Source organism: Streptomyces sp. NPDC046379, assembly GCF_055587785.1.
Window position 1 is genome coordinate 70,798 of the sequence record NZ_JBVJFP010000010.1, and the last position, 14,189, is coordinate 84,986.

At 72.3% G+C, this 14,189-nt stretch carries 12 protein-coding genes and 1 pseudogene; 3 read left to right on the plus strand and 10 right to left on the minus strand.

The annotated features are described in order from the left end of the window. Positions 1 to 30: 30 nt before the first annotated feature. Genes ACZ6KF_RS18735 through ACZ6KF_RS18760 form a run of 6 tightly spaced genes read right to left on the minus strand, consistent with a single transcriptional unit; the run spans position 31 to position 7,180 of the window. Positions 31 to 1,449 (minus strand): NAD(P)/FAD-dependent oxidoreductase, encoded by a 1,419-nt coding sequence (locus tag ACZ6KF_RS18735; RefSeq protein ID WP_356629974.1) that lies wholly within the window; start codon positions 1,447 to 1,449, stop codon positions 31 to 33. A 22-nt stretch (positions 1,450 to 1,471) separates the two neighbouring features. Continuing rightward, positions 1,472 to 2,272: an ABC transporter permease gene (locus ACZ6KF_RS18740; protein WP_356629976.1), complete on the minus strand. Its 801-nt coding sequence runs from the start codon at positions 2,270 to 2,272 to the stop codon at positions 1,472 to 1,474. Further along, positions 2,273 to 3,196, minus strand: coding sequence for an ABC transporter permease (locus tag ACZ6KF_RS18745; protein WP_469239263.1), 924 nt, complete (start codon positions 3,194 to 3,196; stop codon positions 2,273 to 2,275). Beyond that, the gene (locus tag ACZ6KF_RS18750; protein ID WP_469159040.1) at positions 3,196 to 4,341 is read right to left on the minus strand and encodes an ABC transporter ATP-binding protein; all 1,146 of its coding nucleotides are present in this window, start codon (positions 4,339 to 4,341) and stop codon (positions 3,196 to 3,198) included. Before ACZ6KF_RS18750 ends, ACZ6KF_RS18745 begins: the two co-directional genes overlap by 1 nt. 5 nt (positions 4,342 to 4,346) lie before the next feature. Beyond that, on the minus strand, positions 4,347 to 5,591 hold the full coding sequence (locus ACZ6KF_RS18755; RefSeq protein ID WP_469239264.1) for an ABC transporter substrate-binding protein: 1,245 nt from the start codon (positions 5,589 to 5,591) through the stop codon (positions 4,347 to 4,349). A gap of 53 nt (positions 5,592 to 5,644) precedes the next feature. Beyond that, positions 5,645 to 7,180: a gamma-aminobutyraldehyde dehydrogenase gene (locus ACZ6KF_RS18760; protein WP_469239266.1), complete on the minus strand. Its 1,536-nt coding sequence runs from the start codon at positions 7,178 to 7,180 to the stop codon at positions 5,645 to 5,647. Between the two features lie 184 nt (positions 7,181 to 7,364). On the opposite strand from ACZ6KF_RS18760, the gene ACZ6KF_RS18765 reads away from it, so the two are divergent. Continuing rightward, a complete protein-coding gene (locus ACZ6KF_RS18765; protein ID WP_469239269.1) occupies positions 7,365 to 7,970 on the plus strand; it encodes an NADAR family protein in 606 nt (201 codons plus the stop codon). A gap of 4 nt (positions 7,971 to 7,974) precedes the next feature. Here the strand turns inward: ACZ6KF_RS18765 and ACZ6KF_RS18770 are convergent, their stop codons facing one another. Next, a complete protein-coding gene (locus ACZ6KF_RS18770; RefSeq protein WP_469177212.1) occupies positions 7,975 to 8,865 on the minus strand; it encodes a DUF4190 domain-containing protein in 891 nt (296 codons plus the stop codon). Between the two features lie 206 nt (positions 8,866 to 9,071). Between ACZ6KF_RS18770 and ACZ6KF_RS18775 the strand changes: the two genes are divergently transcribed. Together ACZ6KF_RS18775 and ACZ6KF_RS18780 are read left to right on the plus strand one after the other, a co-directional pair. Next, a complete protein-coding gene (locus ACZ6KF_RS18775) occupies positions 9,072 to 10,112 on the plus strand; it encodes an adenosine deaminase (RefSeq protein WP_469159067.1) in 1,041 nt (346 codons plus the stop codon). Between the two features lie 48 nt (positions 10,113 to 10,160). Then, a complete protein-coding gene (locus ACZ6KF_RS18780) occupies positions 10,161 to 10,868 on the plus strand; it encodes a glycerophosphodiester phosphodiesterase (RefSeq protein ID WP_469239271.1) in 708 nt (235 codons plus the stop codon). Here ACZ6KF_RS18780 and ACZ6KF_RS18785 read toward each other — a convergent pair. The 3 genes and pseudogenes from ACZ6KF_RS18785 to ACZ6KF_RS18795 all read right to left on the minus strand — a co-directional run. Continuing rightward, positions 10,843 to 11,174: pseudogene (locus tag ACZ6KF_RS18785) on the minus strand (NAD(P)-binding domain-containing protein); the annotation flags it as partial. The gene ACZ6KF_RS18780 and the pseudogene ACZ6KF_RS18785 overlap by 26 nt on opposite strands. A gap of 43 nt (positions 11,175 to 11,217) precedes the next feature. Continuing rightward, positions 11,218 to 11,760 carry a hypothetical protein gene (locus tag ACZ6KF_RS18790; protein WP_469159034.1) on the minus strand — a complete coding sequence of 181 codons (543 nt, stop codon included), beginning with the start codon at positions 11,758 to 11,760 and terminating at the stop codon, positions 11,218 to 11,220. 56 nt (positions 11,761 to 11,816) lie between these two features. After that, positions 11,817 to 14,054, minus strand: coding sequence for a heavy metal translocating P-type ATPase (locus ACZ6KF_RS18795; protein WP_469159033.1), 2,238 nt, complete (start codon positions 14,052 to 14,054; stop codon positions 11,817 to 11,819). Between the last annotated feature and the right edge of the window lie 135 nt (positions 14,055 to 14,189).

Below are 14,189 nucleotides of genomic sequence, written 5' to 3' on the forward strand. Positions count from 1 at the left end.
GCACGCCCGCCCGTTCGCCCGTGCGGGCGGTCAGCTGTCGAAGCCGAGCCCCAGCCGGTCCATCGTCCGCAGCCACAGATTGCGCCGCCCGGCGTGGGCGTCGGCCCTGGCCAGCGACCACTTGGTGAGCGCGATGCCGGTCCAGGCGAACGGCTCCGGCGGGAAGGGCAGCGGCTTCCTGCGGACCATCTCCAGCTCGGTCCGTTCGGTGCGCTCCCCCGCCAGCAGGTCGAGCATGACGTCGGCGCCGAAGCGGGTGGCGCCCACCCCGAGGCCGGTGTACCCGGCCGCGTAGGCGACCCGGCCGCCGTACGCCGTGCCGAAGAACGCCGAGAAGCGTGAGCAGGTGTCGATCGCCCCGCCCCAGGCGTGCGTGAAGCGCAGGCCCTCCAGCTGCGGGAAGCAGGTGAAGAAGTGGCCGGCGAGCTTGGCGTACGTCTCGGGGCGGTCGTCGTACTCGGCGCGCACCCGGCCGCCGTAGGGGTAGATGGCGTCGTAACCGCCCCACAGGATGCGGTTGTCGGCGGAGAGGCGGAAGTAGTGGAACTGGTTGGCGCTGTCGCCGAGGCCCTGCCGGCCGCGCCAGCCGACCGACGCGAGCTGCTCGTCGGTGAGCGGCTCGGTCATCAGGGCGTAGTCGTAGACGGGGACGGTGTAGTGCCGCGCCCGTCTGACCAGGCTGGGGAAGATGTTGGTGCCCAGGGCTGCCTTGCGGGCGCGGACCTCGCCGTACGGGGTGCGCACGCTCATCCCGGCGCCGTACGGCTTCAGGGTGAGCGCGGGGGTGTGCTCGTAGACCCGCACGCCGAGGCGCAGGCAGGCCCGCTTGAGGCCCCAGACCAGTTTGGCCGGGTTCACCAGGGCGACGCCCCGGCGGTCGTGCAGGCCGGCCTGGAAGGTGGGCGAGTGGACCTGGGCGCGGACGGCGTCGGCGTCCAGGAACTCGAAGCCGTCGCCGAGCCCCTCGCGCACCATCCGCTCGTACCAGTCGCGCAGTTCCCACGCCTGGTACGTCTCGGTGGCCACGTCGATCTCGCCGGTGCGCTCGAAGTCGCAGTCGAGGCCGTGCCGGGCGACCGCCTGCTCGATCTCGTCGAGGTTGCGGGCGCCCAGCTCCTGCAGCTTGTGGATCTCGCCGGGCCAGCGGGTGAGGCCGTTGGGCAGGCCGTGGGTGAGGGAGGCGGCGCAGAAGCCGCCGTTGCGGCCGGAGGCGGCCCAGCCCACCTCGCGGCCCTCCAGCAGGACGACGTCCCGTGCGGGGTCGCGCTCCTTGGCGATCAGCGCGGTCCACAGTCCGCTGTAGCCGCCGCCGACGACCAGCAGGTCGCAGGTCTCGGCGCCGGTCAGCGCGGGCTCGGGGCGGGGCCTGCCGGGGTCGTCCAGCCAGTACGGGACCGGCTGGGCGTCGGAAAGAGATCTGGTCCAACGGTTCATGGCGCTTGGGGCCATGATTTTCAACTCCCCACGACTGTCAGGACTTGTGCTTGGTGCGGCGGTTTCCGACGACCATGGAAACCAGGACGAACAGCACGGCGAGCAGGAACATGGCCGTGCCCACGACATTGATCTGGACGGGCGTTCCGCGCTGTGCCGAGCCCCAGACGAACATGGGGAAGGTGACGGTCGAGCCCGCGGTGAAATTGGTGATGATGAAATCGTCGAAGGAGAGCGCGAAGGCGAGCAGCGCGCCCGCCGCGATGCCCGGCGCCGCGATCGGCAGAGTCACCCGGAGGAACGTCTGGAAAGGACCGGCGTAAAGGTCCTGCGCGGCCTGTTCCAGACGCGGGTCCATCGACATCACGCGCGCCTTGACGGCCGTGACGACGAAACTGAGGCAGAACATGACGTGGGCGATGAGAATCGTCCAGAAACCGAGCTGCACGCCCATGTTGAGGAAGAGCGTCAGCAGCGAGGCGGCCATCACGACCTCGGGCATCGCCATCGGCAGGAAGATCAGCGAGCTGACCGCGCCCCGCGCCCGGAACCGGTAGCGGACCAGCGCGAAGGCGATCATCGCGCCGAGCACGGTCGCGCCCAGCGTCGCCCAGAAGGCGATCTGGAGACTGAGCGCGAGCGAGTCGCACAGCCCGGAGACCCCGCAGGGATCGGTCCAGGCGTCCGTGGAGAACGTCTGCCACTCGTAATTGAAGCGGCCCTTCGGGTCGTTGAAGGAGAACACCGTCACGACGACGTTCGGCAGCAGCAGATAACCGAGCGTCAGCAGTCCGGCGAGCACCACGAGATGGCGCCTGAACCAGTTCACGAATGCCATTTAGACCAGATCCTCCGTGCCGGACCTGCGGATGTGGAGCGACACCATGACGAGGATCGCGAACATCAGGATGAAGGACAGCGCCGCCGCCGTCGGATAGTCCAGAACCCGCAGGAACTGCGACTGGATCACATTGCCGATCATGCGGGTGTCGGTGGAGCCGAGCAGGTCGGCGTTCACGTAGTCGCCCGCGGCCGGGATGAACGTCAGCAGGGTGCCCGCGACCACGCCCGGCATCGACAGCGGGAAGGTGACCTTGCGGAAGGTGGTGACGGGCCGCGCGTACAGGTCCCCGGCGGCCTCGTGCAGCCGGCCGTCGATCCGCTCCAGCGAGGTGTACAGCGGCAGGATCATGAACGGCAGGAAGTTGTACGTCAGTCCGCACACCACCGCCAGCGGGGTGGCCAGCACCCGGTCGCCGGCGGTCATGCCGAGCCAGGAGGTGACGTCCAGGACGTGCAGCGCGTCCAGGGCGCCGACGACCGGGCCGCCGTCCGCGAGGATCGTCTTCCAGGCCAGCGTGCGGATCAGGAAGCTGGTGAAGAACGGCGCGATCACCAGGATCATGATCAGGTTGCGCCAGCGGCCCGCGCGGAACGCGATCAGATACGCCAGCGGATAGCCCAGCAGCAGGCACAGCACGGTCGCGGCGCCCGCGTAGAGCACCGAGCGCAGGAACTGCGGCCAGTACTCGGACAGCGCGTCCCAGTAGGTGGCGAAGTGCCAGGTGACCTCGTACCCCTCCTCCAGCGAGCCGGTCTGCACGGAGGTGGAGGCCTGGTAGACCATCGGCAGCGCGAAGAAGACCAGCAGCCACAGCAGACCGGGCAGCAGCAGGAGGTACGGCGTCCAGCGGCCCCACCGGCGCGGGGGTTTCGCCTCGGGTGCGGGCGCCAGGGGCGGCGCTTCGGTGACGGTCGCCATCAGACCGCCTCTTCCTCGGTGCCCGCGTCGATGTCCTGGGCCGCGTCCAGACCGAAGGTGTGGGCCGGGTTCCAGTGCAGGACGACCTCGGCGCCGGGGACGAGACGCATGTCGCGGTCGACGTTCTGGACGTACACGGACAGCTCCGCGCCGGCCGGGCTGTCGACGACGTACTGCGTGGAGACGCCGATGAAACTGGCGTCGGCGATCCTGCCGGTGACGCGGTTGCGGCCCGCCGGGATCGCGCCCGCGTCGTCGGCGTGGGTGAGGGAGATCTTCTCGGGCCGCACGCCGACCAGCACCTTTCCGCCGGCCGCCGTGGGGGCCGTACAGCGCGCCCGGGGCAGCGTCAGCTTGCCGCCGCCCGCCCTCAGCACGATCTCGTCGCCGCCCGCGGTGTCGACCTCGGCCTCGATGAGGTTGGAGGTGCCGAGGAAGTTGGCGACGAACGTCGTCCTCGGGTTCTCGTACAGGTCGGCGGGGGCGCCGAGCTGCTCGACGCGGCCCGCGTTCATCACGGCGACCGTGTCGGCCATGGTCATGGCCTCCTCCTGGTCGTGCGTGACGTGGACGAAGGTGATGCCGACCTCGGTCTGGATGCGCTTGAGCTCCAGCTGCATCTGGCGGCGCAGCTTCAGGTCGAGCGCGCCGAGCGGCTCGTCGAGCAGCAGCACCTTGGGGTGGTTGATCAGCGCCCGGGCGACGGCGACGCGCTGCTGCTGGCCGCCGGAGAGCTGGTGCGGCCTGCGGCGGGCCTGCTCGCCGAGCTGGACCAGGTCGAGCATCTCGCCGACCTGCTTCTTCACGCTCTTGATCCCGCGCCGGCGCAGCCCGAAGGCGACGTTCTCGAAGACGTCGAGGTGCGGGAAGAGGGCGTAGGACTGGAAGACGGTGTTCACCGGCCGCTTGTACGGGGGCAGCCGGGTCACGTCCTGGTCGCCGAGGTGGACGGTGCCGCCGGTCGGTTCCTCCAGGCCCGCGATCATGCGCAGGGTGGTGGTCTTGCCGCAGCCGGACGCGCCGAGCAGGGCGAAGAAGGAGCCCTGCGGGACGGTCAGGTCCAGCGGGTGGACGGCGGTGAAGGAGCCGTAGGTCTTGGTGATGCCCGAGAGGCGGACGTCGCCGCTGTGGTCTGTGGTCGTCATGGTCGTCACGCCCCTGTGAGCTTCGCGAACTTCTCTTCGTAGGCCGTCTCTTCCTTCGAGCTCAGGGAGCGGAAGGCGCGGGACTTCGCGGCCATCTCCTCGTCGGGGAGGATCAGCGGGTTGTTCGCCGCGTCCTCGTCGATCTCGGCGAGTTCGTCCTTCACCCCGTCGACCGGGCACACGTAGTTGATGTACGCGGCGAGCTGCGCGGCCGGTCCGGGCTCGTAGTAGTAGTCGATGAGGCGCTCGGCGTTGGTCTTGTGCCGTGCCTTGTTGGGGACCAGCAGGTTGTCCGTGGACGTCATGTAGCCGCTGTCCGGGATGAGGAAGTCGACGTCGGGGCTGTCGGCCTTGAGCTGGACGACGTCGCCGGCCCAGGCGAGGCAGGCGGCGAAGTCTCCCTTGGTGAGGTCGGAGGTGTAGTCGTTGCCGGTGAACCGGCGGATCTGGCCCCGGTCTGCGGCCTTCTGGAGGCGGGCGATCGCCGCGTCGAAGTCGTCGTCGGTGAACCGGCCCGGGTCCTTGCCCAGGTCGAGCAGGGTCATGCCGACGCTGTCGCGCATCTCGGACAGGAAGCCGACCCGCCCCTTGAGCTTCGGGTTGTCCAGCAGGTCGGAGACGGACTTGACCTCGACGCCGTCCAGCGCCTTCTTGTTGTAGGCGATGACCGTGGAGATGCCGGTCCACGGGTAGGAGTAGGCGCGCCCCGGGTCCCAGTCGGGGCTGCGGAACTGCCGGGAGAGATTGGCGTACGCGGTGGGCAGGTTGGCCGGGTCCAGCTTCTGGACCCAGCCGAAGCGGATGAGCCGGGCGGCGAGCCAGTCGGTGACGCAGATCAGATCGCGTCCGGTGGGCCGGCCGGCCGCGAGCTGCGGCTTGATCTTGCCGAAGAACTCGACGTTGTCGTTGATGTCCTCGGTGTACTCGACCCTGATCCCGGTCCGCCTGGTGAACGCGTCGAGCGTCGGGTGGTGCTTCTCGCTCTCGTCGACGTCCATGTACTCGGTCCAGTTGGAGAAGCTGACGGTCTTCTCCTTCGCCGAGTGGTCCTCCGACGAGACGCCCGAGGTCTTCGCGGCCGGCGGAATGCCGCAGGCGCTCAGCGCGCCGAGGCCGCCGGCCGTGAGTGCGCCGCCCGCGGAGGCGCGCAGCAGCGAGCGGCGGCTGAGGGAGGCCCTGCCGTTGCGGAGGCTGCGCCGCATGGCGGCCGCTTGGGCCGGCGACGGGCGGTCGGGCTCGTACTGCTCCATGCGCGTGGTGCCCTTTCGGAGGATGGGCGGCCGCGGGTCGGGCGGCCTGGTGGCTATCGGTCCCCGAAGACGGTGCGGTGCCAGTCCTTGCGGGCCACCGCCGTGTTGTCGAACATGACGTGCTTGATCTGCGTGTACTCCTCGAACGAGTACATGGACATGTCCTTGCCGAAGCCGGACTGCCCATAGCCGCCGTGCGGCATCTCGCTGATGATCGGAATGTGGTCGTTGACCCAGACGCACCCGGCCCGGATCTCACGGGTGGCACGGCCCGCGCGGTACACGTCCCGGCTCCACGCGGAGGCGGCGAGCCCGTACGGGGTGTCGTTGGCGAGCGCGATCCCCTCGTCGTCGGTGTCGAAGGGCAGGACCACGAGGACCGGGCCGAAGATCTCGGCCTGGACGATCTCGCTGTCCTGGGGCGCGTCGGCGATCAGCGTGGGCCGGTAGTAGGCGCCGTCCTTCAGTTCCCCCCACGGGGCCTCGCCGCCGGTGACCACGCGCGCGTAGGCGCGCGCCCGGTCGACGAAGCCGGCGACCCGGTCGCGGTGGGCGTGCGAGATCAGCGGCCCGAGGTCGGTGCCGGGGGCGAACGGGTCGCCGAGCCGGACGGTCTCCATGAGGGCGGCGGTCCGGGCGACGAACTCCTCGTACAGGGGGCGCTGCACGTAGGCGCGCGTGGCGGCGGTGCAGTCCTGCCCGGTGTTGATGAGCGCGCCGGCGACCGCGCCGTGCACGGCGGCCTCGAGGTCGGCGTCGTCGAAGACCACGAAGGGCGCCTTGCCGCCGAGTTCGAGGTGGATCCGCTTGACGGTGGCGGTGGCGATCTCGGCGACGCGCTTGCCGACGGGGGTGGAGCCGGTGAAGGAGGTCATCGCGACATCGGGGTGGCCGACGAGGCGCTCGCCCGCGTCCCGGCCGGCGCCGGTGACGATGTTGACGACCCCGTCCGGCAGGCCCGCGTCGGCGGCGGCCCGGGCGAACAGCAGGGAGGTGAGCGGGGTGGGTTCGGCGGGCTTGAGGACGACGGTGTTGCCCGCGGCGATCGCCGGGAGGATCTTCCAGGCGGCCATCTGGAGGGGGTAGTTCCAGGGCGCGACGGAGCCGACGACGCCGATGGGTTCGCGGCGCACGTACGAGGTGTGGTCGCCGGAGTACTCGCCGGCCGACTGGCCCTGGAGGTGACGGGCGGCGCCGGCGAAGAAGGCGGTGTTGTCGATCGTGCCCGGCACGTCGAACTCGCGGGTCAGCTTCAGCGGTTTGCCGCACTGCAGGGACTCGGCGCGGGCGAAGTCCTCGGCGCGGTCGGCGAGGACGGCGGCGAGGCGGTGCAGGGCGTCGGACCGCTCGCCGGGGGTGGCGGCGGACCATCCCGGGAAGGCGTCGCGGGCGGCGGCCACGGCGGCGTCGACGTCGTCGGCGCCGGCCAGTGCGTAGCGCAGCACCTCGTCGCCCGTGGCCGGGTCGACGACGGCGTGCGTACGGCCCGACGTGCCGTGGGTGAGACGGCCGGCGATGTACTGCGCACCGTCCGCGAACCGGTCCCGTGCGGCGAATCGTTCCGGGGTGCCCTGACCCGCGTCGTGCATGTCGCTCTCCTTCGGCGGCGTGGCTCCAGCTCGATTTGAGTGCCGATCCTGACAGAGCAGTGGGTCATCAACAAGGGATTCCGTTGTTGCCTTTTGGTTACACGACGGAATCTGTCGACCAGGTGTCGAGTCGCCCGGGAAAAGGCAGGACGGACTGTCAGTGGCGCCTGCCAGACTCGCGTGCATGGAGAACACGACGGGGGCGCCGGGACGGATCGGCTCGCGCGAAGCGCTGGTCGAGGCCGTCCGGGCGGGCGTGAGGGTGAAGTACCTGTACTTCTGGGGGCACCGGCCGCGACCGGGCGGACGGATCGGTCCCGGCTGTCTCAGCCAGTGGTGGCCGTCGCCGTTCACGGTGGACGGCGTGGCGTACGCGAGTGCCGAGCACTGGATGATGGCCGCGAAGGCCCGTCTCTTCGGGGACGCGGAGGCCGAGCGGCTGGCGCTGGCCGCGGAGCATCCGGCGCAGGCCAAGCGGGCGGGGCGGCTGGTGCGCGGCTTCGACGAGGCGGTGTGGGAGCGCGAGCGGTTCGGCATCGTGGTCGAGGGGAGCGTGCACAAGTTCGGCGCCGACGCCGGTCTGCGGGAGTTTCTGCTGGACACGGGGGACCGGGTGCTGGTGGAGGCGAGCCCCGTGGACCGGGTCTGGGGCATCGGCCTGGCGGCGGACGACGCCGCGGCCGGGGACCCGGAGCGGTGGCGGGGGGCGAATCTGCTGGGGTTCGCGCTGATGGCGGCGCGCGAGCGGATACGGGCGCGGGATCAGGACGCCGTCCCGCGCCCGGCGTGAGCGGTCAGGCGAGGAACAGCGCCAGCATCAGGAGGATGCCGACGACCGCGCCGACGGCTCCGCAGATGATGCCGGCCAGGGCCTGGCCCCCGTTGGTGGCCTCGCCCCGGCTCGCCCGCTGCCTGCCGATCACGCCGAAGACGACGCCGAGGACGCCGGTGACGATGGCGAGCGGCCACAGGCAGAAGCCGACGACCGAGACGATGCCGACGATCAGCGCGGCGGTGCCCAGCCCGTTGTTCGGCATGGCCGGCATGCCGGTCCAGCCGGGGTAGGGCTGATGGTGGTGGCCGGGGGCGTGCTGGCCGGCGTGGACGGGCTGCGCCGGGTAGGCGTAGCCGGCCGCCGGATAGCCGTACGGCGCCCGGCCGGGGCCGTCGGGGGCGATCGCCGGGGCCGGGACGGCGCCCTGCGGGGGCGCGGCCGGGCCGGTGGGCGGCGCGTAGGGGGTGCCCGCCGAGGGGGTGCCCGGCTGGTGGGGGGTGCCCGCCGGCGGGGTGCCGGGGCCGGGGGGCGCGAACGGGTTGGGCGGCGGGTACGCCCCGGGTCCGCCGGTCGACGGGGCCGGCGCCGCCCAGGGCTGGGCGGGGGCCGGGTTGCCGTCGGCGGTGGGCATCGAGGTGACCGTCTGCTGGTCGTGCACGGAGGGCGGCACGGGGGCGACGGGGCCGCTCGACGCGACGGTCATGCCGGGTCCCGCGGGCGCGGCCCACGGGTCGGGGTCGTCCCGCACGACCGGGATGGCGTCGCTGTCCAGCGCCGCGCCGGGGCTCGTCTCCCGCACGGACTTCTCGGGCGCCCACGGGTCACGGGCGTCACCGCCGGTCGCGGACGCCCCCTGCCCGTCGGCGGCGTTGTGCTCCGGCGCTGCCGGCGGCTGCGGGTCGTCGGACATGCGCGGGGTCCCCTCTGTCGTACGCGGTCGAACGCGTGCGGTCATGCTACGACCAGAACCGTCGGCACGGGGGCCCGGTCCCCCGCGACATCTCCCGGCCTACGATGATCCCGACCCGTCGATCAGCCGATCACCCGCGTCCCGCCGGCCAGGCCCGGGGCGCCGTTCCCGGGGAGGAACCCTTGTCCGACCGTCTCGTGGCCGCCATGACCGGCGACCGTGATCTGCGCGCCTTCATCGCCGGACTGCCCAAGGCGGAGCTGCATGTCCACCATGTCGGCTCGGCGTCCCCGCGGATCGTCGCCGAACTGGCCGCCCGCCACCCCGACTCGAAGGTGCCCACCGACCCCGAGGCTCTGGTCGACTACTTCACCTTCACGGACTTCGCGCACTTCATCGAGGTGTACCTGTCCGTGGTCGAGCTGATCCGCACCCCGGAGGACGTGCGGCTGCTGACGTTCGAGGTGGCCCGGGAGCTGGCCCGGCAGCAGGTGCGGTACGCGGAGCTGACCGTCACGCCGTTCTCCTCCACCCGCCGCGGCATCGACGCCAAGGCGTTCATGGAGGCGATCGAGGACGCCCGCACCGCGGCCGAGGCCGAGTTCGGGACCGTGCTGCGCTGGTGCTTCGACATTCCCGGCGAGGCGGGGCTGGAGTCCGCCGAGGAGACCGTCCGGCTCGCCACCGACGACCGGCTGCGCCCGGAGGGGCTGGTCTCCTTCGGGCTGGGCGGGCCCGAAGTGGGCGTGCCCCGGCCGCAGTTCAAGCCGTACTTCGACCGGGCCATCGCCGCGGGGCTGCACTCGGTGCCGCACGCCGGCGAGACCACCGGGCCGGAGACCGTGTGGGACGCCCTGACGCATCTGCGCGCCGAGCGCATCGGGCACGGCACGAGTTCCGCCCGCGACCCGAAGCTGCTGGAGCACCTCGCCGAGCACCGCATCGCGCTCGAGGTGTGCCCGACCTCCAACATCGCCACCCGCGCGGTGCGCACCCTGGACGAGCACCCCATCCGGGAGTTCGTCGACGCGGGCGTGCCGGTGACGGTCAACTCCGACGATCCGCCGATGTTCGGCACCGACCTCAACACCGAGTACGCCGTCGCCGCCCGCCTCCTCGACCTGGACGAGCGCGGTCTCGCCGGCCTGGCGCGGGGCGCGGTCGAGGCGTCGTTCCTGGACGAGCCCGGCAAGGCGCGACTGACCGCCGAGATCGACGAGTACACCGCGCGGTGGCTCGCGTCCTGACCCGCCGGGGCCGACCCGTTACAGGGCCCGACCCACCACAATGGGCCCATGCGGAACGTGATCGCCGTGGCCCACCGCGGCGCCCCCTACCACCACCCCGAGAACACGATCGACTCCCTGCGCACCGCGCTCGACCTGGGCGCGGACGCGGTGGAGACCGATGTGCGCCTGACCCGCGACGGCGTCCCCGTGCTGCTGCACGACCCGACGCTGAAGCGGCTGTGGGAGCACGACCGGCCGGTGCTCGCCCTGTCGGCGGACGAGGTGCGGGGCCTGACCGGGGGCCGGGTGCCGACGCTGGCCGAGGCCCTCGTGGCGACGGACGGCAGCCGGCTGATGCTGGACCTGCCCGGCACGCCGGACGTCCGGGCGGCGCGCCGGGTGGTCGACGTGGTCCGCGAGTGCGGGGCTCAGGACCGGGTGTACTACTGCGCCGGCGCGCGGGCGATGCTCGCGGTGCGCGAGGCCGACCCGGCCGCCGAGATCGCCCTGACCTGGACGACGCTGGCCCCGCCCAGGCCCGCCCTGCTGGAGGCGGTGCGCCCGCGCTGGCTCAACTACCGCTTCGGCCTCGTGGACCGGGACCTCGCCGACCGCGTCCACCGCGACGGCTACCTGCTGTCCGTCTGGACCGCCGACACCCGGCGCACGATGCGCCGGCTGGTCGCGGCGGGCGTCGACTCCATCACCACCAACCGCGTCGACGCCCTGTGCGCCCTGCGCGACCGCCTCACCGCCGGGGACCGGCGAAGCTGAGCGGCGGCGCGATCGCTTGCGCGTCGGCCCCGTCCCCCACCCACAGCCCGATCAGCAGCGCCGCCGTCGCCTCCACCAGCCCCGCCCGGTCCGGTCCCCGGCGTTCACCGGCTCGCAGCCGATGTCGCGCACCAGCCGCCGTACGGCGGACAGCGCCCGTTCGTCGTCGCCGCACAGCGGCACCGCCAGGGGGCGGCCGTCGAAGACGGGCGGGGTCAGCCTCCAGACGTCGACGTGGCAGAGGTTGAACGCCTTCACCACACGGGCGTCCGTGGCCGCGGCGGCGATGCGCTCGGCGGCGGAGGGATCGACGCCTTCGGGGCCCGGGCGTTCGAGCACGGCGACGAGGTCATGGCCGCGCAGGAGCGGTTCGGGCGAGAAGGGCGGGGTCCGGGGCCGCGGTGAGCGCCTCCAGCCGCTTGATCCTGCGGCGCACCACGTACAGCGGGATCATCCCGAACACCCCGAACGACATGTCGATGGCCGTCCACCACCCGGGGATGCCGCGGACCGGCCCGCAGATCAGGGCGAGCGGGACGACCATCGCGCAGGCGATCATCCCGAACTCGACCACCCAGATGTTGCGGACCGGGTCGCGGTAGGGGCCGTAGAAGGCGACCGCGATGACCAGGTGGGCGAAGGCGAGCCAGTCCGTGCCGTACAGGACGAACGGGTGGTCGGCGTCGGTGGCGTCCAGCCCCCGCCGCACCCGCTCGACCCATTCCATCAGCCCCGGCAGCTGCTCGGGCACGAACGTCGACCGGAGGAACTCCTCGGCCCAGCGCAGCTCGTGGACCAGGGGGAAGGCCGTCGCCCCGCTGAGGACCAGGCAGACCACGAAGAACGCCAACCACGCGCGAATGCCCTTCAGCAGGGCGGCTCTGTCGCTCATGACCCGAGCCTACGCCCCCCTTTTGAACGTGTTCAAAAGGGGGGCGTAAAGATGCCTCACGCCGCCTTGAAGCCCCGCAGCCGCAGGGAGTTGCTCACCACGAAGACCGACGAGAAGGCCATGGCCGCCCCGGCGAGCATCGGGTTGAGCAGTCCGGCCGCGGCGAGCGGCAGCGCGGCGACGTTGTAGGCGAAGGCCCAGAACAGGTTGCCGCGGATCGTGCCGAGGGTGCGCCGGGAGAGCCGGATCGCGTCGGCGGCGGCGCGCAGGTCGCCCCGGACCAGGGTGAGGTCGCCGGCCTCGATGGCCGCGTCGGTGCCGGTGCCCAGGGCGAGTCCGAGGTCGGCCTGCGCGAGGGCGGCGGCGTCGTTGACCCCGTCGCCGACCATGGCGACCGTACGGCCCTCCTCCTGGAGCCGGCGCACGACGGCGGCCTTGTCCTCGGGCAGCACCTCGGCGATGACCTCCTCGATGCCGACCTCGGCGGCGACCGCCCGTGCGACGGCCTCGTTGTCGCCGGTGAGCAGCACGGGCCGCATCCCCAGCGCCCGCAGCCGGGCCACTGCCTCGGCGCTGGTGTCCTTCACCGCGTCGGCGACCACCAGCACGGCACGCGCCCGCCCGTCCCAGGCGACCGCGACGGCGGTGCGGCCGTCCCGCTCGGCCGCCGTCTTGGCCGCGCGCAGTGCCTCCGGCAGTTCCAGCGACCGGTCGGCCAGCAGCTTCTCCCGTCCGACGAGGACCGCGTGACCGTCCACGACGCCCCGCACTCCCAGTCCGGCCACCGACGTGAAGTCCTCCGGCGCCGGCAGGCTTCCGACGCGCTCCTCGGCGCCGGCGGCGACGGCCCGCGCGATCGGGTGTTCGGAGGCGTGCTCCAGCGCCCCGGCCAGCCGCAGCACCTCCGCCTCGCTCTCGCCGTCGGCGGTGTGCACGGCCAGCAGGGTCATCCGGCCGGTGGTGACGGTGCCGGTCTTGTCCAGGACGACGGTGTCCACGCGCCGGGTGTTCTCCAGCACCTCCGGGCCCTTGATCAGGATGCCGAGCTGGGCGCCCCGCCCGGTGCCCACCATGAGCGCGGTCGGGGTGGCGAGGCCGAGGGCGCAGGGGCAGGCGATGATCAGCACGGCGACGGCGGCGGTGAACGCCGTCGCGGCTTCGGCGCCGTTGCCGAGCCAGAAGCCGAGGGTGCCGAGGGCGAGCGCGATGACGACCGGCACGAACACGCCGGATATCCGGTCGGCGAGCCGCTGGGCGGCGGCCTTGCCGTTCTGGGCGTCCTCCACGAGCCGGGCCATCCGGGCGAGCTGGGTGTCGGCCCCGACCCGGGTGGCCTCGACGACGAGCCGCCCGCCCGCGTTGACGGTCGCGCCGGTGACGGTGTCGCCGACGCCGACCTCCACGGGCACGGACTCGCCGGTCAGCATCGAGGCGTCGACGGCGGAGGAGCCCTCGACCACGGTCCCGTCGGTGGCGATCTTCTCGCCGGGCCGGACGAGGAAGCGGTCGCCCGGCTTCAGATCGGCGACGGGCACCCGGTGCTCGGCGCCGTCGCGCAGCACGGTGACGTCCTTCGCGCCGAGTTCCATCAGGGACCTCAGCGCGGCGCCCGCCCGCCGCTTGGAGCGGGCCTCGAAGTAGCGGCCGGCCAGCAGGAAGGCGGTCACCCCGGCGGCCGTTTCCAGGTAGAGGTTCCCGGAGCCGTCGCCCCGGGCGATGGTCAGCTCGAAGGGATGGGTCATGCCCGGCGTGCCCGCGGTGCCGAGGAACAGCGCCCACACCGACCACAGGAACGCCGCCGCGGTGCCGACGGAGACCAGCGTGTCCATGGTGGACGCGCCGTGCCGGGCGTTGGTCCAGGCGGCGCGGTGGAAGGGCCAGGCGGCGTAGGTGACGACGGGCGCGGTGAGGGTCAGGGACAGCCACTGCCAGTACTCGAACTGCAGGGCCGGGACCATCGCCATGGCGATCACGGGCACGGCCAGGACGACGGCGGTGACGAGCCGTTCGCGCAGCGGCTTCAGCTCGTCGGTCTCGGCGGGCGGGGCGGCGGCGTCCGGCGCAGTGGGCTCGTGGGCGGTGTACCCGGTGGCCTCGACGGTGGCGATCAGGTCGGGGACGGTCACGCCGGCCGGGTAGCTGACCTTCGCCTTCTCGGTCGCGTAGTTGACGGTGGCGGTGACGCCCGGCATGCGGTTGAGCTTCTTCTCGACGCGCGCCGCGCAGGAGGCACAGGTCATTCCGCCGATGGCCAGCTCGACCTGGGCGGCGCCGGGTGCCGGGGCGATCGTCATGGCGTCCTCACTCCTCCTGTCCGGGGGGCGTCCTCCCCGGGCGCTTCGTCCAACTTCCCTCATACCCCAGTGGGGTATAAGCTGAGGCCATGTATACCCCCCAAGGGTATGCTGAGGCAAGTCAGACGAGCGACT